Here is a 25386-nt window from a genome sequence, read left to right as displayed (position 1 = left end):
AAATCATTTGAATTTTTAATATTGTTAACATAAATAAAAGCCTATGAAATTAATTCATAGACTTTTTATGGTGCGGGTAACAGGATTCGAACCTGCATGATTTCTCACTAGAACCTGAATCTAGCGCGTCTGCCATTTCGCCATACCCGCTCATAACTTTAACACAACAACCTCATTTTACCATATATGAATATTTTATGTCAATTTAAAAACATCTACTATATTAAAAGTATTTCACTTATAAAAATTTCATAAATTAAAAATGTCACAAAATTATTTATAGCTACATAAATAATTTTGTGACACCCTTTAATTTTTAGGAGCACTTGGTGCAGTACTTGGCTGAGCAGCAGCTGGTGTTGCTGGTGCTGGTACTGCTGGTTGACCAGCTGGTGGAGTTTCTGGTTTTTTAGTTCCTCTTTTTATTATTCCTTCTACTGGCTCGTAATAATCATCTGCAATTGTTTCTTGGCTAATTAATTTTCCATTTTGTGTTGTGGTTTTTGTTACTTTAACCTTGTAACCTGTTGAAGAAGGTTTTTCCACTTCCGTTTTTCCTTCCGGTAGAGTAGAATCATCTTGATATTTGATATTTGGTTCTACTGTTTGATAAACATCTGAATTTATCTCTGTTACTATACCTGCTAAAGAATTATTGGAATATATGTTAAATGCAACAACTCCTCCTGAAGCATCTCCTTCTATGTATATAGGATATTTCAATGTATTTTTAAACTTATAATCTAGACTGCCATAATCTACTGTAGCATCCATACCTAATTTTACATAATGAGATGGTAATGAGTGATGAGTTCTCTCTACTGATTTTATATTTGCTCTAATCACCGCATTATATAAAGTACTTGAAACTTGGCATATTCCTCCACCTAGACCTGAATCCACCTTATCTCCTATGATTACAGGTGCAGCTTGATACCCTCTTTCTGCAGTTCTCTCTCCTACTATGTCATTAAAACTAAAGGTATCACCTGGCATAAGTATTTTTCCATTTATACTTTTTGTGGCTAAAACTATGTTATTTTCCCTTTCAGCTGAAGATATACTTCCATATTCTGTGCTAAATTCACCTATTTTATAGTTTATGCTAGAAATTTTATCTGCTGTTATTTTTGCATTTACTGCTTGCATAGGAGCCTTTATATCAATATCATGATCAATTTCTCCATTTATTTTAGATGCAAGTTCTTTTTTTAGTTTATCCTTCTGAAGTGTTTCACCCTTTTTATCTGGAACTACTTTAATATTTCCTTGACTAGTATTCAAAGTTGCATCTATAGGTGCTTTATTCACTTCTTTTTCAATACCATCTATAAATTCATTTACAGGTTTATCATCATATACAAGCTTTAAATTAAACTGTTTAGTAGATGAAAATTTTATAAGTTGATATTTCTTTAATAAATTTCTATCCTTACCATAACTAAAAGCTTGATTTACAGCACCATCAATATCATATTTAGGATTTATCTTTGAAAAATCTAATGTATAAGTCCTGGCATCAGCCTTAATATTTAATTTCTTTTTTATAACTCCAACTTTATATTTTTTTTCTATAATACTCTTAGCCTCATCTTTTGTTTTACCTGACAAATCCTGATTTTCAATTTTTACTCCTGGATATATTCTACCACTCCAAGCCTTTGCAGTATTATACTGATATATTATAAATACTATCACCCCTACCACTACTGCTGCACCAATTAGCATTTTTGATAATATGTTATTTTTTTTCATATCATCATTGCTTTTTACCATGGAATCACCTCTTAATCTGATATATAACTTACCCTAATATTTTATCAAAATAATGTAAGTTAAGCTTTTAAATAATTTTAACTAATCTTAAGGTAGAATCCAGATTACGGAAGTCTTTCCTATCTTAAGTAAGTTTTATTCACACATATTTTAATTATACTATAAAAAATGCTTAATTTAAATTAGTTTTTCATAGAAGAATTAGAATATAAATTAAATATTATATTTCCATTGGATATATATGCTTGAATGTATACAGGATATTGATATATATTCTTAAACTTATAATCTATATTTCCATAATCAACTGTAGCATCCATACCCTGTGGCACATAATGTACCGGCATAGTATGATGTTCTCTTTCTATAGATGTCATTCCAGACCTACTTACCGCATTGTATAAAGTAGTAGATACCTGACATATTCCTCCACCTAGTCCCGATTCTAGCTTATTTCCTATAATTACAGGCGCTGGTTCATACCCTCTTTCTTCTGTTCTTTCCCCAACTGTATCATTAAAGCTAAATACTTCACCTGGCATAAGTATTTTTCCATTTATACTCTTAGTAGCTAATGCTATATTATTAGCTCTTTGTGATGAAGATGATGCAAAATTAGTAGAGTATGTCCCTATTAACGAATTTATACTTTTTAAAGAATCTCCTTTTATATTCGCAGGTATTTGTTTTACAAGTGCAGTAACATTAACATTCTGTCCTATGCTTCCACTTATTTTACTTAAAGTTTCTTTTTCTAATTTTTCATTTTCTAACTTTTTTCCATTCACTTCAGAAATTACATTTAAATTGCCGTTATCTATTCCTAATGATGCATTAACAGGATCTTTATTAACCTCTGATTGAATATTGCTAATTAACTCTTTTACTGGTTTTTCATCATAAGAAAATTTTAAATCAAAATTTTCATCTTTATTCATTTTCAACATTATAAATTGTGAAAATATATTTGAACTTTTTCCATAATTGAATGCAGTATTTACTGCGTCCTCAATGCTATACTTGGGAGATATTTTTGAATAATTTAAAGTATAAACCTTACCTTCTACATTTATGTTTATATTCTTTTTCACTATTTGCTCTGAAAAATCATGTTTTAGCATCTCTTTGGCCTCATCCTTAGTTTTTTCTGAAAGATTTACTCCACCTACTGTTACTCCAGGATATATTAAACCATTCCAATATTTAATGTAATTGTAATTATAGGTTACATATCCACAAGCAGCAGATAATAAAAGTACTGTAAATATCATAAACGGCACTACAAGTTTATTTTTCTTAGCTTTTTTTCTACCTCTCCTATTTCTTCTCACGGTTACCCTCCCCAACACAATTTCCCATTGTTATTATACTATAGAATTATTACTTTTTGTATTTTTATAACCCCATTATTAAAACAAAATTTTTTTAATATTGATAATCTATTGGCGACCTAATGCAGAAATTTACTATTCACTTTCATTAGTCCACCAAAAATTCCAATTTAACATAATAAAATTAAAGTGTTATAATTTAATAATAAATTACTAACTCTTTTTACTTAATCATCTTATATTTGTAATGATTTTAGTACTCTAAAAATCGAATAATTATATCTTAATGGAGGAAACCTTTAAAAAATGCATGAAGTTTCTAGTATACAAAATGAAACTAAAATCAAAGTTAAATCAAATAGAATAAAAATGATATTTATAATTTTATTCTCTATTATTTTTATTATATTTAACTCAGCTGGCTTATTTATAGGTAACTTGATTTATACTAAAGCCTGTCGTGAGCAAACTAGTAAAGGTGTAGCTAATTTACATGAAATATATAAAAACACCTTTGATGACAATAGATTTTTGAAGCTTTCCAAGGAAGAGGTAGTTATAAATTCTAAATATGGATATAAATTAAGTGGTACTTATATACACAATCCTGTAAAAACAGAAAATACAGTAGTAATTGTACATGGTATAAGAGGCAGCCGATGGGAATCATTGAAATATGCTGATATTTATTTAAACAAAGGATTTAATACCGTTGTTTATGATTCTAGATTTAGTGGCGAAAGTGGCGGAAGTGACATAAGCTTTGGTTTTTATGAAAAATATGATTTAAATGAATGGATAAAGTGGGTACATAATAAAAATTCTAATGGTATAATAGGTGTTCATGGTGAATCTATGGGCGGCGCAACTGCACTACTTCATTCAAAACTTAATGAACAAAGCAAGTTGGTTAGTTTCTATGTATCCGATTGTGCCTATTCTGACCTAGGAAATCTTTTAATGTTTAGACTTAAAGAGGATTATGGAATAAAAAACAAATATCTTGCATCAATAATTGTTACATATACAAATATAATTGCTTACGCACGTTCTGGATTTACATTTTCTGAGGTATCTCCTATAAACTCCATTAAGGATGTAAAAACCCCTATAATGTTTGTACATGGAGATAGTGATAGCTTTATTCCTTTTTCAATGGGTAATGATATGTATTATGTAAAACCTGAAAAAAAGGCTATATACATAGCGCCTTATAGTGGACATGCTCAATCATACCTATATAATAAGAAAGAATATACACAAAAAGTTTATGACTTTCTGAATAAAAACGTAAAATAAATACATGTTTGGAGGTTTAAAAATGGAAAATGAAATACATCAAAAACTTGGAGATAACATATGTAGTGAAGGCGAAGTCAACCTTGAAGATGTAATTGGGAAATTACTTATAGATAAAAACCTTACTATATCTACTGCTGAATCTTGTACTGGTGGACTAATAGCTTCTAAATTAGTAAACTATCCTGGCATCTCCTCCGTATTTATGGAAGGTGCAGTAACTTATAGTAATGAAGCTAAAATGAATAGAATAAATGTAAGTAAAGAAACTTTAGATAAATTTGGTGCAGTAAGTAAAGAAACTGCTGCGGAAATGGCAGAAGGTATTGCAAAAACTTCTGGTACCAATATAGGATTGTCTACTACGGGTATTGCAGGTCCTGGAGGTGGAACAAAAGAGAAACCTGTGGGATTGGTTTATATAGGAATTTATGTAAATGGAGAAATTAAGGTAAAAAAACTCCTATGTAATGGAGATAGACAAATGGTTAGAACACAAGCTACCATAACAGCCCTAGATTTACTAAGAAGAGAACTATTGATACACTAATCAGGCTATAGCAATAAAAAATAAAGCTAGGAGGTATTTTTATTTACCTCCTAGCTTTATTGAAATTAACTATTATAAATTCTATACTAAATTCTTGCTACTTTCATTTCTCTAGCTATTCTTTTTACTTCTTCTGCTACAGATTTACATACTCTCTTATCAAAAGCATCTGGAATTATATAATCTTCTTTTAATTCCTCATCTTTTATTAGATTAGCTATACCTCTTGCTGCTGCTAGTTTCATTTCATCATTTATAATCTTTGATCTTACTTCTAAGGCTCCCTTGAATATTCCAGGGAATACTAAAACATTATTTATTTGATTTGGGAAATCTGAACGTCCTGTAGCAATTACTCTTATTCCAGCTTCTTTTGCAACATCTGGCATTATTTCTGGTGTTGGATTAGCCATTGCAAAAACTATACCATCTTTATTCATTGATTGAGCCATTTCCATAGTAAGTGCTCCTGCAGCTGATACACCTACAAATACATCTTTTCCTTTTATTACTTCTGCAAGAGTACCTTGTTCCTTATTTCTATTTGTAACTTTAGCTATGGCTTGTTGTGCTGGATTTAATTCAGAATTTCCTTCCACTAATGCTCCATTTTTATCACACATAGTTATATTTTGAGCTCCTGCCTTTAAAAGAAGCTTACATATTGCAATACCTGCTGAGCCTGCTCCATTTATTACTATTTGAACTTCTTCAAGCTTCTTTCTTACAAGTTTTAAGGCATTATAAAGTCCTGCAAGAACTATTATAGCAGTTCCATGTTGATCATCATGAAAAACGGGTATATCAAGTTCTTTTTTTAATTTTTCTTCTATATAAAAGCACTCTGGTGCTTTTATGTCCTCAAGATTTATTCCTCCAAAAGTAGGTGCCATTGCTTTTACAATATTCACTATTTCATCTGGATCCTTACTATCTAAGCATATAGGGAATGCATCTATACCACCGAATTCTTTAAATAATAAAGCCTTTCCTTCCATAACAGGTAGTCCTGCCGCTGCACCTATGTTACCTAAACCGAGCACTGCACTTCCATTAGTTACTACAGCTACAGTATTAACTTTCATAGTATAATCATAGGCAGCATCTTCATTCTCAGCTATTTTAAGACAAGGTTCTGCAACACCTGGAGTATATGCTATTGACAAATCCTCCTTAGTTTTTAACTGAACCTTGCTCTTTACTTCTAATTTTCCTCTGTTTGCTTTATGCATTTCCAATGCTTTTTCTTTAATGTTCATTTTATGTTACTCCTCTCAGATTTAAAATTTATCAAGTGATTCTTAGACTCAGGTGGAGTTTGCTTGTGAGGAATACCTCTCTTCATCTGAGTCTTAGAAGAACTTATCCAGGCGCGTAGCAGTGCTTATCCTCCACTTGAAGAAGATGGGGGTATTAGCAATGGTAGCGATCGGATAAAACTAGCTTTATTGCCCTTAAGCGCTTGTGTCTCCTCCACTAAAATACTCACAGTAAGGTGCTAATGGACATTTTTCACAATCTGGTTTTCTAGATTTGCAAATAAGTCTCCCGTGCCATATCAGGTAGTGGTGAGTATCACTCCACATATCTCTTGGAACATTTTTCATAAGTCCCTTTTCTACTTGTTCTGGAGTATCTCCATTTGCAATACCAAGTCTGTTAGATACTCTAAACACATGAGTATCTACAGCTATGGCTGGTACTCCAAATGCATTAGATAAAACTACATTAGCAGTTTTTCTCCCAACCCCTGGAAGCTTTAAGAGTTCTTCCATGGTCTCTGGTACTTTCCCCCCATTTTCTAAAATAGCTTTAGTAGCACCTAATATGTTTTTACTTTTATTCTTATAAAAACCACAGCTTCTAATTTTCTCTGATAATTCTTCTTCTGTTAAAGTTATCATTGCTTCAGGGGTATTATATTTTTCATATAATTTTTCTGTTACCATGTTTACTCTTACGTCAGTACATTGTGCTGATAATATGGTGGAAATAAGTAACTCATATGGCGATTTAAAATTAAGTGCACACTTTGCATCAGGATATGTTTTGCTTAATGTCTCTAAAATTTTATTTATATTTTTTTTATTCATCTCTATCACCTACACTTAGTGAATTTTGTGAAAAAATAATCTATGTCTTTAATAACTTAAAGATATAGATTATTCATCTTAACGATAGACGCCCCTATAAGACTCAGGAAGGAGTTCTGCAATTTTCTTCATCATAAAACTTACAGATCTTTCTTCATAAGCATGTTTATCTTCGTTTTCCATCTTTTCTGGAACTTCTATTTGTTTTCCTATATTTAATGTAACTTTAGCATAGTTAAATTTCTCTGATCCCATATCTTGTTTTATAGGTAATAATTTTTCTGTTCCATGAATTGCTAAAGGTATTATAGATGCCTTGCTTAGTTTTTGTACTAAAAAAACACCTCTCTTGGCTTCTATCATACTAGAAGTTCTACTTCTAGTACCTTCAGGAAATATAAGTACATTATTACCTGTCTTTAAAGTCTTTACTATTTTAGATATAGAATCTTTATCTGCTGTATTAGGTTTTATAGGTATAGTTTTAGTCATGCTCATTCCTAAATTCGTTAAAGGATTTTTTGAAAGCTTTATGCCTGCTACAAAAGTTATATCCTCTTCCTTAAGGGATTTGTTTATAACTAATCCATCTGAATTACTCAAATGATTACATATAAATAATATAGGTCTTTTTACATCTTTCAAATTTTCCATACCATTAATTTGAATATCCGCATATTTTTCAACATAGCCATATATCAGCTTTTTACATAAACGTTCTAAAAGTCCTTTAGGAAGATAGCCTATAATTTTAGCCATTCCAGGAGAAATCATAATAAAGTCCACCTTTCATATTATCTATATAATATAAATTATAGTTTGAAATGGTATAAAAGTCTATTATAATAATTTTTTACATAAGGAGAATTAATTCCTTCTATATTTATATTCTTCTTCATACCTATTATATTAATTAATGCATTTCTTTGCAGTACATTTTTTCCTCTCCATCCACAGGAACTTTTTGAATACTTGTTTAAAAAGATTCTTTTATCTATATTTGCCAATTCTTCTAAATTTATTACCTCCATAAAATCATATGGTCTAAATTCTTCTATATTAGAAAAACTAGCTTTTTTATTAAAAGGACATATTCTCTGGCAAGTATCACATCCAAAAATTCTTCCTTTTAACTTATCAAACCACTCATCATCTATTTCTTTTTTCTGGCTAATATATGAAAGGCATATATTAGAATTATTTTCTTCTCTTATAGCTCCTGTAGGACATGACTTTTGGCACAAATCACAGCCTTCACATTTGCACTCCATAGGTTTATCTTCTGCTATTTGTACATTCGTTATTATTTCCCCTAAAAATACGTAAGACCCATATTTCTCTGTAATAATCATATTATTTTTCCCTACAAATCCTATACCACAAAGTTTAGCTATATACCTTTCTGGTAAGGAATTACTATCCACAAAATAAGCAGCCTTACCTGACATTTCCCTTTCTATGAAGCTGCATATCTTTTTCAAATACTCAGATACTACTACATGATAATCCCTTCCCTGAGTATATTTAGAGAAATTCACTTCTTGTTGAAAATTATCATCAAAAAGATAAGGGAACGCAATAGAAATTATAGTTTTCCCATCTTCCATATACATAAATGGATTAATCTTTTTATTTATATCTTGCTCTTCAAATTCATTGATTAGTGACATACTTTTTCTATATTCAAAATAATGCTTTAGCTCTTCAAAAACTCTGCATTTTGTAAATCCTACTGCATCTAATCCTATATCCTTACAATAATCTATAATCATGCTTTTATAATTCAAACATTACCACATCCTTTTTGCTCAATATAATAGAGTACAGATAAATCTGTACTCCATTATTATATCACCATTTCATTATATATCTTTTTTCTTTGTCCTTGGTAGTCTTTTATTTCTATTATAGGATTAACCTTATTATATATGACTCTAGCTGGTATTCCAACTGCTGTTGTATTTGAAGGAACATTTTTTAGCACCACTGAGTTAGCTCCTACTTTTACATTATCTCCAATAGTTATAGGTCCTAAAATCTTAGCTCCTGCTCCTATTGTAACATTGCTGCCTACAGTAGGATGTCTTTTTCCTTTATCTTTACCTGTTCCCCCTAAGGTTACTCCGTGGTAAAGGGTAACATTATCACCTACCTCAGCAGTTTCTCCTATAACTACACCCATTCCATGATCTATAAACATTCCCTTTCCAATTTGAGCTCCAGGGTGTATTTCTATCCCAGTAAAAAACCTAGATAACTGTGATATTAGTCTAGCCATGAAGAAAAACTTCCTTTTATACAAAAAGTGAGCCATTCTATGGTGTATAAGAGCATGGATGCATGGATAAAGGATAAATACTTCTATTGGATTTCTTGCTGCCGGATCATTCTTCATGGCACTTTCTAAATCATATTTCAGCGATTTAAATGGATTCACTTTTAACACTCCTTTTCTAATAAAGTCCCATGGATAGATATTTTTCTCCTCCATCTGGTGCAACAGTAACAACTTTCTTACCTTTTCCTAATTTCTTAGCAAGCTTTATAGCTGCTGCTATATTTGCTCCTGAAGATATACCTACTAAAATTCCCTCTTCTCTTGCCATAAGTCTTGCATACTCAAAGGCTTCTTCATCAGATATAGTCATAACCTCATCTACGAACTCTTTTTTATAAATATCTGGAACAAAGCCAGCTCCTATTCCTTGTATCTTGTGTGGAGATGCTTGACCTCCTGATATTACAGGTGATTTTTCAGGCTCTACTGCAATTATTTTTATTGCTTTATCTATTTCCTTTAATCTTTTTCCTACTCCTATTAAAGTTCCGCCTGTACCTACACCAGCAGTGAATACATCTACACTATTTAAATCCTTGATTATTTCATCTGCAGTAGTTTCATAATGCTTTAATGGATTTGCTTCATTCATAAATTGTTGAGGTATATAATATCCTTCTTTTCCTTCAACTATTTCTGAAGCTTTTTCTATAGCACCTTTCATTCCTTTAGCTCCTTCTGTAAGAACAAGCTCTGCCCCATAAGCCTTTATAGTGTTTCTTCTTTCTACACTCATAGTTTCAGGCATTACAATTATAACCTTATAGCCTTTTAATTTACCTATCATTGCAAGTCCAATTCCCATATTTCCACTAGTAGGTTCAACTATAGTGTCACCTTTTTTTATAAGTCCTTCTCTCTCTGCTTTTTCTATCATACCTAATGCTGCTCTGTCCTTAATACTTGCTCCTGGATTGAATTTTTCAAGCTTTACATATACCTCTGCTGCATTTTCGTCAATTATATTATTAAGTTTAAATAAAGGTGTTCCACCTATCATTTCTATTGCATTATTATAAATCATTTTTTTACCCCCATTAATTTTATTTTTATTTTTTTACTTATTTGTTCTAAATTTACATTAAAGTAATACACTATCTGATGATTCAAGTTTAAATCCTATTTTGAGTATTAAAAAAACTCCATCTCTATATAAAAGAGACGAAGTTTAACTCCGCGGTTCCACTCTAATTAGATTAACAAAAATCTCACCTTTTTCAAGCACAGCGCTATGCTCTATCACTATAACGGGCAAACCCGGTGCAGCCTACTTAATTCGGTGCACTACTCCAAAGGGCACTTCACTTAAAATTCCTTTAGAAACCTTTCAGCTATGGTTTCCTCTCTTTAAAATTTCATTTAAGTTACTTTCCTTTTTCAAAGTATTTCTGAGTGTTTTACTATGATTTCTATATTTCTATTATATTATTATTTTTAATTTTGTCAATATATTTTTTAGTTAAATTATATAATTTTTTTCTACTTACAAAATCTATGACTTCCTATAACTTTAATTAATGGTCTAGACCATATCCAAGCACTGGTTGCTGTGGCTGGATTGAAGTAATATACTGCTCCACCTGAAGGATCCCATCCATTTAAAGCATCTCTAGCTGCCCTTATGGAATTTTGCTCCATATTAGCATGTACTTGCCCATCTACTATAGCTGTAAAAGCACCTGGTTGATAAATAACTCCTGCTATTGTAGAAGGAAATCTTGGATCTCTTGTTCTATTCAAAATTACTGCACCTACTGCCACTTGGCCTTCATAAGGCTCTCCTCTAGCCTCTCCATTTATAAGTCTGGCAAGTAATGTTACATCCTGATTACTAGAACTATTAGTATTTTTTGCTGCAGCTGCAGCTGTAGCTGTAGTATTGTATATGCCTAATGCTCGAAGTGTAGAATCTCCTGCAACACCATCTACCTTTAATCCATTTTTAGCTTGAAATTTTTTAACAGCTGTAAAAGTTCTATAACCATATACACCATCTACACTACCATCATAATAGTACCATGCCTTAAGCTTACTTTGTATCTGTGAAACCACACCACCTCTGGACCCATAATAGTAAACTACGGCATTTACAGCATTATTATAGGGATCTACATACAATGTAGTGGAAACATATGTAATTATAATCATAAGTGCACAAATTGCTTCTCGCCTAACTCTTAAAATCTTTTTCGTCATACCAACTCACTCCTTGATTCAGTATAAAGCTATAATTTATGGTTTTATAAATTTAGTTTGCTCACTAAACCATAAAAAATACACTCAACTTTTTAGGAGTTAAATTTGCATAATATCTAAAAATAATGCGAAGCTTTGCTTCGCATTATGCTTAATTTATGTAAAAACATATTTATACAAAATTTCCACCAAAAGCTAGTATTGTAAGTGCTATTATAAGTATTACTGTAGCTTTTGCAATAAAATTTTGTATTGTACTGTTCACATACTTACCCATTACTTCAGTATCATTTACAAGTTTTATCATAAATATAAGTACCACAGGGCACAATACCCCTGCCAACTGCTGAGTTACTAATATTATATTAATCAAAGAAATATTAGGTATTAAAACTATTACTGCACTTATGACAATCATAAATAAAAACAAACCAAAAAATACAGGTGCTTCCTTTATTTTGTTGTCAATACCACTTTCAAATCCAAATGCCTCACATACAGCATAAGCTGTACATAAAGGTATAACACAACATGCTAAAAATGATGCTCCAAAAAGTCCAATGGCAAATAGCATAAATGAATAATTTCCTGCTAATGGTCTTAATGCTGATGCTGCATCCTGCGCGCTATCTATACTTATACCTGCTTTGAATAAAGTTTCTGCAGTACATACAGTTATAAAAAGTGCCGTTAATATTGCCCAAATAGTTCCAACATAAACATCCACTTTCTCATATTTATACTCTTTTAAGGATATTCCTTTATCTACTATGGATGATTGTAAATAAAATTGCATATAAGGTGTTATAGTAGTTCCTATCATTCCTATAAGCACTAAAAAATACCCTTTATCAAGCTTAGCCTGTGGTTTTATAACACTTGTTACAACATGACCCCAGTCAGGTTTCACTAAAAATGCAGTTATAACATATCCAAAAAACGTAAGTGTAAGAAGCAAAAATATCTTCTCGGCTTTTGAATAACTTCCTTTAGTTAACATAAACCACATAACTACTGCAAGTATTGGAATTGTTATATATTTACTTATATTAAACAACTCCAAACTAGCAGCAATTCCAGCAAAATCACCTATGCATACGCCTAAATTTGCAACTATGAGTACAATCATGGCAAAAAAAGCCCATTTGACACCAAATCTTTCTCTTATTAAATCTGAAAGTCCTTTTCCTGTAACTACAGCCATCCTTGCATTCATCTCTTGAATTACTGCAAGACCTATAGCTATTACAAACATTCCCCAAAGCATGGAGTAACCATAGTGAGCTCCTACTACAGAGTAAGTGGCTACTCCACCTGCATCATTTCCTGCATTTGCTGTAATAAGCCCTGGCCCTATTATTCCTAATATCATTAAAAACTTATTTCTATTTTTCAATTTTAAACACCTTCTCTCTATCCTACCTTTTTAAATCTCTTTCTCCATGTTGGGATTAGTATATCTTCTACTATATCGCTCATTATAACTACACCACACAGCTTTTCACTACTGTCTACTACAGGTAAAGAGAGAAGATCATATTTTGAACACATTTCTATAGCTTCATCTATATTTTCATTATCATTTATTTTTACTATATTAGTTAACATTATTTCTCTGAGTTTATTTTTAGGATCTGACATTATAAGTGCTTTTAACGACACTACTCCTTGAAGTCTTTCTTGTTGATCTGTAATATATATATAATGTGACACTTCATCCTCTGGATTTGTTTCTCTTAAAAGTTCTATAGTTTCTTCAACAGTTATATTTATATTAAAATCTATAAAATCCTTATTCATTATACTTCCTACAGTTTCGTCTTCATACTGCATAAGTGTTCTTACTTCATCAGCATCTTCTTTCTCCATAGATAAAAGAATCTTTTCAGCAGTTTCCTCATCAACTTCATCTAATATGTCTGCAATTTCATCATTAGGCATATTATCTAATACTTCATCCCTCTTAGATTGACTTAAATTTTCAATAATATCTGCTTGAACATCTGGTTCAATTTCCTCTAAAATATCCGCTGCAAGATTCTGATCCAAGCTTTCAAAAACCTTTTTTCTATAATTTATATCCATATCCTCAAAAATATCCGCTAAATCTGCAGGATGGAGTTTTGATAATTTTTTATAAGTAACAGATAACTTTAAATTGTTATTGACCATCTCTAGCGACTCAACATTATCCCAAATAATAAGACTATCTGCTGGTTTTTTATTAAATAATTTATAGCAGCCTTTAACCATATTTTCCACACCAAGTCTTCTACCTAAAGCTAAAACTCCGGTATCTACAGCTACTACTCTAAGTTCTCCTGCTATCTCAGCAATTCTTAAATCATTAACTCTTACAAGCTTTTTTCCATTGATATCTACAATTTGCCTATCTAATAGATGTTTAGATAGAAGGTATGAATACTTCTGCAATATTATTTCTCTTACACCTTCACCTTTTATTATTATCCTATCGTCATCCTCATAAAATGCAATATTCTTGAATTCACAGTTTAAAACTTCTCCATCTTTTTTTATTTTGTAACCTATTGCTCTTGGAAGACCATCTTCTGTAGTTACATAAATGTCACAAAGTTTTCCTATTGAATCGTTAAATTCATCATAAATTTTTTTATGAAGAACCTTACTTAGAAAGAATGCAGATAACTTTTTCATAAATATTCCTCCTTACTTATATAGAAAGATATTTATGGAAAAGTCATAAGAATTTTAGAAATGAAAAAAATCTAATTTTATTATGATTTTAATATAAATGTCTCTCTATATATAACTATATTTAGTTTTACTTTCGAGTTTGACCGACCACCATAAGGGCCACTTTCCATCTATCGCACCACCTTAAAATAAAATAAAGGAGTCTAAAAAGACTCCTCCAATAAACTAAAACTTCTTCGTACGAGTTTTAGCACTATATAGCTTTAGACTTTTATTAAGTCCAGCTACATTAAGTAAAACCTTGATTCGGTAATACCTGTTGACCCATTGGCATCTCTCGATGTTTCCGGGCAGTAGCGTATATCTATATAGGAGCCTCACCTAACATAAGTAAACTTATAATTTCATTTTACATTATTAATTATAGTACAAATTTATAAAAATGCAACCATTAAACAGTGAATTTATTTAAATTTAAGTGTTTAATTATTTTAGTTCTCTGTTAATTCGTTTTTCTATGTTTTTTAAAGAATTTTTACTATTTTCTAAAGAATTATCGGTTCATAATATATCATTACATTATATTATATGCATTAAGTTGCTCTTAAGTTAAGGTAAATTTTATGTAAAATTAATATTTTTCATAAACAAATTATTGAAACATGCATCTGTAAAAACATCCATTTGTACAAAAATCAATAGAAGTATTTTTAATTTCATATTCATATTTTATTCTGGTTATGCTAATATAGGATTTAGAAAAATTGTAACTGAATGGAGCATTTAAATGATAATAAATAAAGAATTTTTACCTATTAGTAAAGAAGATATGAAAAAACGTAATATAGACCAACTAGATTTTATAATAATTACAGGTGATGCTTATGTAGATCACCCTTCTTTTGGTACAGCTATAATATCTAGAGTATTGGAAAGTGAAGGTTTCACTGTTGGAATCATAGCCCAACCCGATTGGAATAATGTCGAAGATTTTAAACGTCTTGGAAAACCTAAGTTCGGCTTTCTTGTAAACTCTGGTAATATAGACTCAATGGTAAATCATTATACCGCATCAAAGAAAAAGCGTCATGATGACTTATATTCTCCAGGTGGAAAAAGCGGTAACAGACCTGATAGAGCTCTTATTGTATATTGTAACAAAGCTAGAGAAGCTTATAAAAATGTACCAATTATGATTGGCGGCATCGAGGCAAGTTTAAGAAGATTTGCTCACTATGATTACTGGGATAATAAAGTAAGAAGAAGTATATTAGTTGATTCTAAAGCAGATCTTTTAATGTATGGAATGGGTGAAAAAACTGTAGTCCAAATAGCTAACCTTCTTAAATATGGCATGGAAATTAATAAGCTAACAAATGTAAGAGGAACATTACATTCATGCAAAGAAATAGATAATTTAAATGATTTTATAGAGCTTCCTTCTTTTGAAGAAGTATCTAATGATAAAAAGAGCTATGCAGAAGCTTATAAAACAGAATACTATGAACAGGATGCTATAAGCGGAAAAACCTTAGTTCAAAAGCATGGGGATCACTATATTGTTCAAAATCCTCCTCAATTCACTCTAACTGAAGAGGAAATGGATATAGTATATAACCTTCCTTATACTAGAACATATCACCCTATATATGAATCTGAAGGTGGTATCCCTGCTATAAAGGAAGTTAAGTTTTCTATTACTAGCCATAGAGGTTGTTTTGGAGCTTGTTCCTTCTGTGCTCTTACTTTCCATCAAGGAAGGACTATTCAAGCTAGAAGCCAAAACTCTGTTTTAGATGAAGCAAAACTTTTAACTACACTAGATGATTTTAAAGGCTATATACATGATGTAGGTGGACCTACTGCAAACTTTAGACATAAAGCATGTAAAGTTCAAGAAACCCGAGGAGTTTGTAAAAATAGGTTATGTCTTTCACCTAATCCTTGTAAAAACCTAATAGTTGATCATAGGGAATACTTAAATCTTTTAAAACAAATGAGGGAAATTCCTGGAATTAAAAAAGTTTTTATACGTTCTGGAATAAGATATGATTATCTTATTTATGATAAGAATACCGCTTTTTTTGAAGAACTCTGCAAACATCATATAAGTGGTCAGCTTAAGGTAGCACCAGAGCACATAAGCGATAAGGTCCTTAAACAAATGGGGAAACCTAGCAGTAAAGTATATGATAGATTTTCTAAAAAATATTTTGAAATAAATAAAAAATTAAATAAAAAACAATATTTAGTACCTTATCTTATGTCTAGTCATCCTGGTAGTGATTTAAATGCTGCCATAGAATTGGCTTTATACATTAAAAATATGGGATATATTCCTGAACAAGTTCAAGATTTTTATCCTACACCAGGAAGTCTATCAACTACAATGTATTACACAGGTATTAATCCTTTAACTAATGAAAAAGTTTATGTTCCTAAGGAACAAAAGGAAAAAAGTATGCAGCGAGCCTTACTTCAATTTTCTGTTCCTGAAAACTATAATCTTGTGAAAGAAGCTTTAATTAAAGCCCATCGTGAAGATTTGATAGGAAATAGTTCCAATTGCCTTATTCACGAAACAGCACCTAAAAAAAGAACTTTTCATAATAATTCATCTACTGCCGCTAAATCAAAAAATGAAAGTTCTTATAAACATAAAAGTAAAGTTGGAAATTTAAATAAAGCATCTAAAAAATCATTTAAAAGTAAGTTTAAGAAATAAACTGATATTATTTTAGCTTTCACCTTTTGAGCATAATGCGATGCAACTTTTTCAGAGGACAATTGACAAAGGACAGAGGACAGTGAAGGGTGATTTTTCTCCGTTGCACTACGAAAAATCTTTAATTAAATTTTCAATTACTCGTTTCATTAAAGTGAAATATTACTAATTTATATAAATTTAAAGCTTGTTTTGTGTTAGCAAAACAAGCTTTAAAAATAAATTAGTTTTCTGACGTAAGGGAAAAAACTTACCTTAACTGTCCTCTGTCCTCTCGAAAATATTGTTTCGCAATATTTTTTAAGCTTTCTTTTTCACCCTATTTAAAGCATATATTAGCGCTATTATCCATAACATATCTCCTATAATATTCTCCGCAATCAAAACAATTCCAGCTATCCATACTATATATTCTATTATAGTTGCAATTGAAGCTAAAATTACTATACTCATCCCTATTCTATTTATATAAGTTTTATTAATAAAACTTATAGCCAAAAATAATGTTATAGTATTTATTCCAATATACACCCAATATATATAAGTATCTTGCGCAAATATCATAGTATAACCAATATTACTGGAGTTTTGAAGAAAGCATGTACATTTTAACATAATAGAAACATACAATATTATCGATATTCCTAATGCTATAAAAATACAAGAAAAATTTATAATATGTCCCTTCATAAATATATACAGTACAATCAAAATTATTAAGGGAACACCAATTAGATTCATAAAAAATAAAGGTTTTAGTAAATAAAGATATTTTATGTTACTAACCAAAAATAATATTAAAAGTGCAGCATATCTTAAACCCATAACCAATATGGTGATTAATGCTATTGTTTTAACCTTTTTAGGTGAATATAAATCTAAATAAAAGCATTTAAATAAAAGTATTATTATAATAAGTAGCAAAGAAATATAGATATAGAATTTTAACATACTACCTCCTGATACATTACTACTATCTTATATTTATTATAAAATTTAAATTTATATTACTAAAAAATGCTTTTAAGTAAATATATGATTCATATATTTAACTTAAAAGCATTTTCTCAGGTATATTTGTCCCTAAAACTTCTATTCCACCTTTTATACATTCTATAACTAATGGAAAATCTGGTCCTCTTTCTCCATCTATATCCGTTACTATATCTTCATAACATTCTATCTCTATTCTATTAGATTTAAAATACACAAGTCCTTCTGTACCTTCTAAATGTTCACCCTTAAACATTTTTATAAAAAGCGATATCATGTCCTTTATCATTCCTGCTTTTATTATTATTACATCCAACATTCCGTCGTCCACTTCTGCTTTATATGCAAACTTTAAATTTCCAGCAGTCTGTCCGTTAAATATTAACATCAAATACATATAATCATCAAACACATCATTTTCAGATGACACTTTTATTTTAAGTTTTCTAAGACTAGGTAACTGCTCTAATGCCTTGATATAATAAGCAAGTTTACCTATTGTATTTTTTAAATTCACATCTGTTCTTTGGGATACATCTGTAAAAAGTCCTGTGCTTGCCACATTCAAAAAATACTTGTCATTTATTTTTCCTAAATCCAATTTTTTAGGTTTACTGTTCAATATTTGTTCACAAGCTGCTTCTATATCCTCAGGAGCCCCAATAAATTTTGCAAAATCATTAGCAGTACCCACTGGAAGTATTGCTATAGGGATATTCAAGTCTAGCTTTTTCATCTCATTTACAGCTTCGTCAATGGTTCCATCTCCACCAGCTATTAAAATATATTTATAAGTTTTATTTATACCTTTAAAAGCTTCGCTTATACTATATTCAAAACTAATTCTGAAAGGTACAACCTCATATCCATATTTTTGATGCACTTTTATAACCTTGTCAATACCACTTATTATGGTATTCTCTCCTGAATACGGATTATATATAAACTTTACTTTTTTCATACAAAAACTCTCCTATTTTTAATAAGCCTTATTACTTAAACTAATATTTAAATCATAAAATATAATATATTCATTAAAAAGTCCTAATTTTATGATTATCTACTACATTATAACACCTTATATAATAAATCCACAAGATTATGAAAGAATCTTGTGGATTTATTCATAAATTATTAAATTTTAAATTTCTGGTGCAGTATGTTCAGAAATATTACTAAGTGCTTCTTCTGCTTCTTCTTGAAGATTAGGCTGGACAGCTATATCTCCCAAGGATACTACTCCAACTAGATTATTAGATTCTATTATAGGCAATCTTCTTATTTGTCTTTCACTCATAATTCTAGATGCATCTTCAATATCCATACTAGGGTCACCTACAACTGGATTTGAGGACATGATTTCTCTAACTGTTTGCTTTTCGGAATTCTGTCCTTCAGCTGCAGACCTTATAGCTATATCCCTATCTGTAACTATTCCTATAACTTTGTCTCCATTACATACAGGAATTGCGCCTATATTATGTTTTCTCATAAGTTGTGCTGCTCTTTCAACATTATCTTCGGCATTTAAGCTAACAACACATTTAGTCATAATGTCTTGAACTTTCATCAAAAACACCTCTCTTCAAAATTTACACTGTAAAACTATTGTGTCCCTATATTTCCTTGAATATAAGCGTAAATTTATAGAAAAAATGCTTTTATAAACTTTTTGTCTTTTTTGACGACTTATATATGCCTAATGCAGTTACTGCCACAACTACTATGAATATTATCGGAATAAAAAACTTAATTGAAAAGGGATGTTCCAAACTCTTTCCTATAAATGAATAAGAAACCATTTCCGGAAAAACGCCTATCATAGTTCCTATAATAAAACTTCTATATTTCATTTTAGTAAGTCCTGCTGCATAACTTAATGGATCATATGGAAATATGAATGATAATCTCATTATGCACATTATTGCAGTTCCATGTTTTTCAATACTTGAATCTAATTTCATGGCTTTACCTTTTAAAAGTTTATCCACAAAAGATCTACCTAAAAATCTTGCTAGGAAAAAAGCTAAAGTACCTGATGTAAAACAACCTATCATGCTGAGTAAAAGTGCTTTGTAAGGCCCAAAAACATTTCCTGCTACAATGGATAAAAGTGAGACTGGAACAATTAGAGCTACAGGCTTTAAGGAATATAGTATTACAAAAGCTACAGAAGCAAATTTACCATAGCTTAAAATATAATGTCTAACATGTTTTATCCTTAAGTGAGTCAATCTTTTTCCATACTTCATCATAAAATACACAAATACAATAATTAATAGTGCTCCAATGAAATACTGCAATATCTTTTTTTTATTTTTTTTCATTAAGATCCTCAACTCTCTACTTTTAATTCTTTTGTAAGTCTATTTTAACAAAAAATTTATAATTTTTCCACCAAAAATCTCAAATATGCACTTAAATATTTTAGAAAAATGAGTTATAATAGTTCTAATATGTAATTTGATTTTATGTTCAATTTAACATTATTATATTATTAGGAGTGATTATGATGGCTAAAATAGCTAAAAGTGCGGTACCTAACATTTTTACATTTGCTAACTTAGGTTGCGGTGTAATGTCCTTAATGATGACTTTCCAAGAAAATTTCAAGTGGGCTGGTATTTTTGTACTACTTGCATGTCTAGCTGATAGATATGACGGAAGAGTAGCAAGATTTCTAAATGTATCTAGCACCTTAGGAAAAGAACTAGATTCTCTTGCAGACTTAGTTTCTTTTGGAGTAGCACCTTCTATCCTTGCATTTAACCTTTATGGTTTAACTAACTTTGGACTTTTAGGATATTCTTTAGTATTACTATTACCTATAGCTGGTGCTTATAGACTTGCTAGATTTAACGTTACTGAATTTGATGGACAATTTTTCGGTATACCTATAACTTTTGCAGGTATGTTTATGGCTATTTATTGTTTAATTACAATGAATTATATGGCACCAGTTGGCGTTACAATTATATTGATGATAGCTTTATCTTACCTTATGGTATGTAAACACAGATTTAAGAAATTTTAAGAGGTGTGATTTTCACACCTCTTTTCCATTATCATTATTTTCATTATTACTAGAATCTTTTTCATTACTATCAATAGCTTTTTTACCATCTTGTATATCTTTTTCTCTATTACTATCATCATTTTCATTATTAGAATCATCTTTCTCATCATTAGGAAGATCCCTGTCATTAATGATAGTATCTTTTTCACTATTTGGAGTATCCCCTTGAGAATTTTGCAATTTTAATTCATTATCAATTTCTGTTTGTATATACTGAACCTGCATCCTAGATTCCGTTATTTGTGCTCTTAATTGACAATAATCCATATATCCACAACTTGTCTTTTCTAACATACATATGACTTCATTTATTACTTTTAGAAGATCATTTGATGTTTTTATAGCCTTTTTTACATCCTTCTTATGTGCTAGTGCTATGCCATTTAGTTCTCCTGCTCCTCCTACTATAAGCCTGTATGAATTAACCAATTTGGCTAGAAAATCAGATAAGTTATTTATATCGTTATAATAATCTTCCATAACTTTTCTACACGTCATAAATACTCCACCACGTAAAATTTGATACCAATACTAATATATTGTACTTTACTTAAATTAATTCAAATTATTAAAACTTAATATCTATAAAATACAAAACATTAAAAAGAGAATTAGACTTAAAATCTAATTCTCTTAAAATTAAACTAATATAATGTTATTCTCCAAGCACTTGTTTTTTCAACTTTAAGCCTGTTTCTGTTACTGCTAATCCTCCAAGTGCTGTTTCCCTTAACGCACAAGGAAGTTGTTTTCCTACCTTATACATAGCTGATACTGTATCATCAAAAGGTATTTTACTATAAACTCCTCCCATAACCATATCTGCTGTAGTTAATGCACTAACTGTACCTGAAGCATTTCTTTTTGCACAAGGTACTTCTACTAATCCGGCTATAGGATCGCATACTAATCCTAATATATTTTTTATTACTATAGCTGATGCATTTAATGCCTGTTCTGGAGTTCCACCCATCATTTCTACTACTGCTGCTGAAGCCATGGCTGCTGCTGATCCACATTCTGCTTGACATCCACCTTCTGCGCCTGCCATAGTAGCATTTTTAGCTATTATTATACCTACTCCTGTAGCTGTAAATAGAGCTTTAACTAATTCATCTTCAGTTTTATTCAACTTTTCTCCAGCACTTATTATAACTGCTGGCATTATTCCACAAGAACCTGCTGTAGGTGCTGCTACTATTTTTCCCATAGCTGCATTTACTTCTGAACAAGAAAGGGCTCTTGCCATTGCCTTAACCATAAAATCCCCTGTTAACGTTTTCCCGGACTGTGAATACTTATCTAATTTATAAGCATCTCCACCTATAAGACCACTTACTGATTTTACTTCATTTTTCAATCCATATTCAGCTGAATTCTGCATTACAACTAAATTTTTTCTCATTTTTTCAAAAACTTCTTCAATTGTAAGATTAGTGGCTTTTGCTTCTTCTTGAGCAGTATATTCCCATATACTTAATTTTTTTTCTTTACATACTTCTATAAGTTCGTATCCATAATTAACCATAGTTCTATTTCTCCTCCTTTATAGGATTTATAGCTCTTGCATTTTTTATATTAGGTATTTTTCTTATTTCATCTATTAACTCTTGAGATATAACATCATCTACTTCAAATACCATTGCTGCAGCTGATCCTTTACCGCTTCTATACACTCTCATAAAAGCAATATTTATTCTGTAATAATACAATACTGCGCTTACTCTAGCAACCATTCCTGGTAAATCTACATGATTTATTAATATAGTAGGGTATGCTCCTGTAAACTCTATATTTTCTCCATCTATTCCTGTTATTACTATATTTCCTCCACCTATTGATGAACCTATTACCTCTACTACCTTACCATCAGTTCTTGTTATTTCAAATTTAACTGTATTAGGATGTACATCATCACCAAGGTCTGTTGGTATGAATTCTATTTCTATACCTTTTTCTTTTGCTTTATCCATAGAAGTTTTTAATCCTTCATCCCATGGATTCATTCCTAATATTCCTGCTACTAAAGCTTTATCAGTACCATGTCCTTTATATGTGCTCGCAAAAGATCCATGCAGGAAAAATTTCACTTTCTTAATCTTACCATCAGCTATAGTCTTTGCAACCTTTCCTAATCTTGCTGCTCCTGCAGTATGCGAACTTGATGGTCCTATCATTATAGGTCCTAAAATATCAAAAGCACTGTATTCTCTCATTTTATAGCACAACCTTCCATTTAATTATTTCTATAAAATCATAAAACTAACCATAATAATAAATTTATCACGGCAATAATAAATTTATCATGACGATAATAAATCTATCACAGCGATAATAAATTTATCACAACTTAATTATACAATAATTTTTATTTTTTTTATATATTTTTTGAAAGTTTTTTTGTATAAATTAATAAAATTTAAATGGAAAAATTCTTTATTACTTTATTAAAAGTTAATCATTGAATTAAATTATTCTATTTTTCCGACTTTTATATAAAATTCAAAATTCGCTGTACACAAAAAGAGAACTCTGCTAAAGTTCTCTTCTCATATACTAAAACAACAAAAATTGTTTCAATAGTAATTCAAATATACCAATTATTGGTTATTGAACTTTCATATCAATATTTATAAAAACAACTTCCACCTATAAATTCTCTTAGTATGGAGTTATCTGGTACTAATTCCATGTCTACACTCTTAAAAAAGTGAAGGAAACTTTTTAATCTTAAAGCTTCATAATAAACAGGACTCTTAGAACTTATCTTTTCTAGTTCCTTTAACGCATACTGCTTCAACACACATAGTTCATACACTAAAGTAGAATTGAACATAACATCTGCATTCTCTTGAAATACAAATATATTTTTTTCTTCTCCGCGCTTTATTGAAGGCCACATTTTTAAAGTATCTTCTCCACCATATCCTCTTGAAAGATAATCTCTTACTATTCTTCTTATAATTCTCACATCTGTAGTTGCTATTCTATTGTGATTATCTACATTTAATTGTGTAAGTGCACTTATATATATTTTAAACTTATTTTCTTTAGGTATAACACTAGTAAGCATTTCATTTAAACCATGTATTCCTTCTATTATTAACACTCCATTGTTAGGAAGTTTAATTTTCTGATTTGTCCATTCTCTACTTCCTGTTTTGAAATTAAAAGAAGGTATTTCTATTTCTTCATAATTAAGCAACTGCTCTAGATTTTTATTGAACAATTCTAAATCCAAGGCATATATAGATTCAAAATCATACTCTCCATTTTCATCTTTAGGAGTATGTTCTCTATCCACAAAATAATCATCTAGTGATATAGGAATTGGTATAAGTCCATTAACTCTAAGTTGTATTCCAAGCCTTCTAGCAAATGTAGTTTTACCAGAAGAAGATGGGCCTGCTATTAATACTATTTTTACATTTTTTCTCTCACTTATCATATCAGCTATATAAGCTATCTTTTTTTCATGAAGTGCTTCTGCTACTCTTATTATGTCTATAATTTCATTGTCTTCAACTTTGTCATTTAACGATCCAACATCACCTACACCTAATATATTTCCCCATTGTTCTGTTTCACGAAATATTTTACTTAACTTTTTATATTCTGCTGATCTAGGTATATTAAAAGGATCTGTTTCTATTGGATACTTAAGTAAAAAACCTGGTTTATAATATTTTAGATCAAATACATTTATTATACCTGTGGAATAAGCCATGGACCCATAAAAATAGTCATATCTTCCATCTAGTTCATAAAGTTTAACAGTAGCTGTATTTACATGATTAAGTAACCTTACCTTATCCTCCATTTTATACATAGAAAATATTTCTATAGCTTTTTTTCTATCCATGCTTACCTTTTTTATCTGAATATTTTTTTGTATTATTTCATTCATTCTTATCTTTATTTTCTGAATGTCCTCTTCGGTCAATGGGGTATTTTTATGAATTTCTCCAAATAAACCTTTACTCAAAGAATGTTCTATAGTTATTTGAGCTTCAGGAAACAAATCAAAAACAGATTTAATAAGAATAAATTGCAAAGTTCTTATAAATGTTTTGCTTCCCAACTTGTCAGTAATATTCACAGCTTCTATTTCCGAATTTTCTTCTATGGTTGATGTAAGTTCACAATATTCTCCATTTATTTTTCCAAGTACTATAGGAATATTTTGTTCATAACTACTTTTTTTAATCACATCATATAAAGTTGTTCCTTTTTCTATAAATAATTCTTTATTATTTATTTTAACTTTTAACTTAGACATATTACATGCCCCCCCATTTTTTTGTGTACTATTATTATACGTCATTTTATTAAA

Annotated in this window: 22 protein-coding genes, 1 tRNA gene, 1 pseudogene, 1 riboswitch and 1 other annotated feature; of the genes and pseudogenes, 4 read left to right on the top strand and 20 right to left on the bottom strand. The window is 30.2% G+C overall.

Features of this window, described 5'->3' with window-relative positions; all coding sequences use genetic code 11:
• Nucleotides 1-68 precede the first annotated feature (68 nt).
• The 3 genes from Q6H37_RS01365 to Q6H37_RS01355 form a co-directional block, all read right to left on the bottom strand.
• Nucleotides 69-150 (bottom strand) — tRNA-Leu (locus tag Q6H37_RS01365).
• A 159-nt stretch (nucleotides 151-309) separates the two neighbouring features.
• The gene (locus Q6H37_RS01360) at nucleotides 310-1776 is read right to left on the bottom strand and encodes a VanW family protein (RefSeq protein ID WP_318738819.1); all 1467 of its coding nucleotides are present in this window, start codon (nucleotides 1774-1776) and stop codon (nucleotides 310-312) included.
• 182 nt (nucleotides 1777-1958) lie between these two features.
• Entirely contained in the window at nucleotides 1959-3107 is a 1149-nt protein-coding gene (locus Q6H37_RS01355) for a VanW family protein (RefSeq protein WP_318738818.1), read from the bottom strand.
• A gap of 306 nt (nucleotides 3108-3413) precedes the next feature.
• Between Q6H37_RS01355 and Q6H37_RS01350 the strand changes: the two genes are divergently transcribed.
• The gene (locus Q6H37_RS01350; RefSeq protein ID WP_318738817.1) at nucleotides 3414-4406 is read left to right on the top strand and encodes an alpha/beta hydrolase; all 993 of its coding nucleotides are present in this window, start codon (nucleotides 3414-3416) and stop codon (nucleotides 4404-4406) included.
• 22 nt (nucleotides 4407-4428) lie between these two features.
• Nucleotides 4429-4956, top strand: a pseudogene (locus tag Q6H37_RS01345) (nicotinamide-nucleotide amidohydrolase family protein); the annotation flags it as partial.
• 86 nt (nucleotides 4957-5042) lie between these two features.
• Here the strand turns inward: Q6H37_RS01345 and Q6H37_RS01340 are convergent.
• The 9 genes from Q6H37_RS01340 to Q6H37_RS01300 form a co-directional block, all read right to left on the bottom strand.
• A complete protein-coding gene (locus Q6H37_RS01340) occupies nucleotides 5043-6215 on the bottom strand; it encodes an NADP-dependent malic enzyme (RefSeq protein WP_318738816.1) in 1173 nt (390 codons plus the stop codon).
• 195 nt (nucleotides 6216-6410) lie between these two features.
• Entirely contained in the window at nucleotides 6411-7049 is a 639-nt protein-coding gene (gene nth, locus Q6H37_RS01335; RefSeq protein ID WP_318738815.1) for an endonuclease III, read from the bottom strand.
• Between the two features lie 78 nt (nucleotides 7050-7127).
• Entirely contained in the window at nucleotides 7128-7823 is a 696-nt protein-coding gene (locus tag Q6H37_RS01330; protein ID WP_318738814.1) for a lysophospholipid acyltransferase family protein, read from the bottom strand.
• Nucleotides 7824-7861: 38 nt separating this feature from the next.
• On the bottom strand, nucleotides 7862-8836 hold the full coding sequence (gene queG / locus Q6H37_RS01325) for a tRNA epoxyqueuosine(34) reductase QueG (protein WP_318738813.1): 975 nt from the start codon (nucleotides 8834-8836) through the stop codon (nucleotides 7862-7864).
• Nucleotides 8837-8895: 59 nt separating this feature from the next.
• Complete coding sequence (epsC, locus tag Q6H37_RS01320; RefSeq protein ID WP_318738812.1) at nucleotides 8896-9540, bottom strand: serine O-acetyltransferase EpsC; 645 nt, start codon at nucleotides 9538-9540, stop codon at nucleotides 8896-8898.
• The gene (cysK, locus tag Q6H37_RS01315) at nucleotides 9503-10411 is read right to left on the bottom strand and encodes a cysteine synthase A (RefSeq protein ID WP_318738811.1); all 909 of its coding nucleotides are present in this window, start codon (nucleotides 10409-10411) and stop codon (nucleotides 9503-9505) included. The genes epsC and cysK overlap by 38 nt, the downstream gene beginning before the upstream one ends.
• A 130-nt stretch (nucleotides 10412-10541) precedes the next feature.
• Nucleotides 10542-10777, bottom strand: a binding site (T-box leader).
• Between the two features lie 89 nt (nucleotides 10778-10866).
• Nucleotides 10867-11583, bottom strand: a complete 717-nt coding sequence (gene sleB / locus Q6H37_RS01310; RefSeq protein ID WP_318738810.1) for a spore cortex-lytic enzyme — start codon at nucleotides 11581-11583, stop codon at nucleotides 10867-10869.
• A 172-nt stretch (nucleotides 11584-11755) separates the two neighbouring features.
• Nucleotides 11756-12955, bottom strand: a complete 1200-nt coding sequence (locus Q6H37_RS01305; protein WP_318742890.1) for an Nramp family divalent metal transporter — start codon at nucleotides 12953-12955, stop codon at nucleotides 11756-11758.
• Between the two features lie 41 nt (nucleotides 12956-12996).
• Nucleotides 12997-14259, bottom strand: a complete 1263-nt coding sequence (locus Q6H37_RS01300) for a magnesium transporter (protein ID WP_318738809.1) — start codon at nucleotides 14257-14259, stop codon at nucleotides 12997-12999.
• Nucleotides 14260-14485: 226 nt separating this feature from the next.
• Nucleotides 14486-14655: riboswitch (M-box (ykoK) riboswitch) on the bottom strand.
• A gap of 394 nt (nucleotides 14656-15049) precedes the next feature.
• On the opposite strand from Q6H37_RS01300, the gene Q6H37_RS01295 reads away from it, so the two are divergent.
• Entirely contained in the window at nucleotides 15050-16984 is a 1935-nt protein-coding gene (locus Q6H37_RS01295; RefSeq protein WP_318742888.1) for a YgiQ family radical SAM protein, read from the top strand.
• A 300-nt stretch (nucleotides 16985-17284) separates the two neighbouring features.
• Here the strand turns inward: Q6H37_RS01295 and Q6H37_RS01290 are convergent, their stop codons facing one another.
• The 4 genes from Q6H37_RS01290 to Q6H37_RS01275 all read right to left on the bottom strand — a co-directional run bounded on the left by Q6H37_RS01290 (nucleotide 17285) and on the right by Q6H37_RS01275 (nucleotide 20304).
• Nucleotides 17285-17935, bottom strand: a complete 651-nt coding sequence (locus Q6H37_RS01290) for a hypothetical protein (protein WP_318738808.1) — start codon at nucleotides 17933-17935, stop codon at nucleotides 17285-17287.
• A 97-nt stretch (nucleotides 17936-18032) separates the two neighbouring features.
• A complete protein-coding gene (locus Q6H37_RS01285) occupies nucleotides 18033-18938 on the bottom strand; it encodes a YegS/Rv2252/BmrU family lipid kinase (protein ID WP_318738807.1) in 906 nt (301 codons plus the stop codon).
• 180 nt (nucleotides 18939-19118) lie between these two features.
• Complete coding sequence (locus Q6H37_RS01280; protein WP_318738806.1) at nucleotides 19119-19547, bottom strand: CBS domain-containing protein; 429 nt, start codon at nucleotides 19545-19547, stop codon at nucleotides 19119-19121.
• Between the two features lie 91 nt (nucleotides 19548-19638).
• Nucleotides 19639-20304, bottom strand: coding sequence for a TVP38/TMEM64 family protein (locus Q6H37_RS01275; RefSeq protein WP_318738805.1), 666 nt, complete (start codon nucleotides 20302-20304; stop codon nucleotides 19639-19641).
• Nucleotides 20305-20489: 185 nt separating this feature from the next.
• Here Q6H37_RS01275 and pssA point away from each other — a divergent pair, with 185 nt between their 5' ends.
• Nucleotides 20490-21011 carry a CDP-diacylglycerol--serine O-phosphatidyltransferase gene (pssA, locus tag Q6H37_RS01270; RefSeq protein WP_318738804.1) on the top strand — a complete coding sequence of 174 codons (522 nt, stop codon included), beginning with the start codon at nucleotides 20490-20492 and terminating at the stop codon, nucleotides 21009-21011.
• A 12-nt stretch (nucleotides 21012-21023) separates the two neighbouring features.
• Here the strand turns inward: pssA and Q6H37_RS01265 are convergent, their stop codons facing one another.
• From Q6H37_RS01265 to Q6H37_RS01250, 4 genes are all read right to left on the bottom strand, one after another.
• Complete coding sequence (locus Q6H37_RS01265; protein ID WP_318738803.1) at nucleotides 21024-21551, bottom strand: hypothetical protein; 528 nt, start codon at nucleotides 21549-21551, stop codon at nucleotides 21024-21026.
• A gap of 157 nt (nucleotides 21552-21708) precedes the next feature.
• Nucleotides 21709-22581, bottom strand: coding sequence for an L-serine ammonia-lyase, iron-sulfur-dependent, subunit alpha (gene sdaAA, locus Q6H37_RS01260; RefSeq protein ID WP_318738802.1), 873 nt, complete (start codon nucleotides 22579-22581; stop codon nucleotides 21709-21711).
• Between the two features lie 4 nt (nucleotides 22582-22585).
• A complete protein-coding gene (sdaAB, locus tag Q6H37_RS01255) occupies nucleotides 22586-23269 on the bottom strand; it encodes an L-serine ammonia-lyase, iron-sulfur-dependent subunit beta (protein ID WP_318738801.1) in 684 nt (227 codons plus the stop codon).
• A gap of 407 nt (nucleotides 23270-23676) precedes the next feature.
• On the bottom strand, nucleotides 23677-25332 hold the full coding sequence (locus tag Q6H37_RS01250) for a nucleoside kinase (protein ID WP_318738800.1): 1656 nt from the start codon (nucleotides 25330-25332) through the stop codon (nucleotides 23677-23679).
• Nucleotides 25333-25386 lie beyond the last annotated feature (54 nt).

Source organism: Clostridium sp. JS66 (genome assembly GCF_033561535.1).
GTDB lineage: Bacteria > Bacillota > Clostridia > Clostridiales > Clostridiaceae > Clostridium_AM > Clostridium_AM carboxidivorans.
Note: the sequence above shows the minus strand (reverse complement) of the source record. Positions and strands in the feature narration are given on the sequence as shown.

Coding starts and splice junctions, on each gene's coding strand:
- epsC (WP_318738812.1), bottom strand. CDS start 9,540: ATGGAGGAGAAAAATATCTATCCATGGGACTTTATTAGAAAAGGAGTG.
- cysK (WP_318738811.1), bottom strand. CDS start 10,411: ATGATTTATAATAATGCAATAGAAATGATAGGTGGAACACCTTTATTT.
- nth (WP_318738815.1), bottom strand. CDS start 7,049: ATGAATAAAAAAAATATAAATAAAATTTTAGAGACATTAAGCAAAACA.
- sdaAA (WP_318738802.1), bottom strand. CDS start 22,581: ATGGTTAATTATGGATACGAACTTATAGAAGTATGTAAAGAAAAAAAA.
- Q6H37_RS01350 (WP_318738817.1), top strand. CDS start 3,414: ATGCATGAAGTTTCTAGTATACAAAATGAAACTAAAATCAAAGTTAAA.
- Q6H37_RS01290 (WP_318738808.1), bottom strand. CDS start 17,935: ATGTTAAAATTCTATATCTATATTTCTTTGCTACTTATTATAATAATA.
- sdaAB (WP_318738801.1), bottom strand. CDS start 23,269: ATGAGAGAATACAGTGCTTTTGATATTTTAGGACCTATAATGATAGGA.
- Q6H37_RS01330 (WP_318738814.1), bottom strand. CDS start 7,823: ATGATTTCTCCTGGAATGGCTAAAATTATAGGCTATCTTCCTAAAGGA.
- Q6H37_RS01305 (WP_318742890.1), bottom strand. CDS start 12,955: ATGATATTAGGAATAATAGGGCCAGGGCTTATTACAGCAAATGCAGGA.
- Q6H37_RS01285 (WP_318738807.1), bottom strand. CDS start 18,938: ATGAAAAAAGTAAAGTTTATATATAATCCGTATTCAGGAGAGAATACC.
- Q6H37_RS01265 (WP_318738803.1), bottom strand. CDS start 21,551: ATGACGTGTAGAAAAGTTATGGAAGATTATTATAACGATATAAATAAC.
- sleB (WP_318738810.1), bottom strand. CDS start 11,583: ATGACGAAAAAGATTTTAAGAGTTAGGCGAGAAGCAATTTGTGCACTT.
- Q6H37_RS01340 (WP_318738816.1), bottom strand. CDS start 6,215: ATGAACATTAAAGAAAAAGCATTGGAAATGCATAAAGCAAACAGAGGA.
- Q6H37_RS01280 (WP_318738806.1), bottom strand. CDS start 19,547: ATGAAAGTTCAAGACATTATGACTAAATGTGTTGTTAGCTTAAATGCC.
- Q6H37_RS01300 (WP_318738809.1), bottom strand. CDS start 14,259: ATGAAAAAGTTATCTGCATTCTTTCTAAGTAAGGTTCTTCATAAAAAA.
- Q6H37_RS01250 (WP_318738800.1), bottom strand. CDS start 25,332: ATGTCTAAGTTAAAAGTTAAAATAAATAATAAAGAATTATTTATAGAA.
- Q6H37_RS01275 (WP_318738805.1), bottom strand. CDS start 20,304: ATGAAAAAAAATAAAAAAAAGATATTGCAGTATTTCATTGGAGCACTA.
- Q6H37_RS01360 (WP_318738819.1), bottom strand. CDS start 1,776: ATGGTAAAAAGCAATGATGATATGAAAAAAAATAACATATTATCAAAA.
- pssA (WP_318738804.1), top strand. CDS start 20,490: ATGGCTAAAATAGCTAAAAGTGCGGTACCTAACATTTTTACATTTGCT.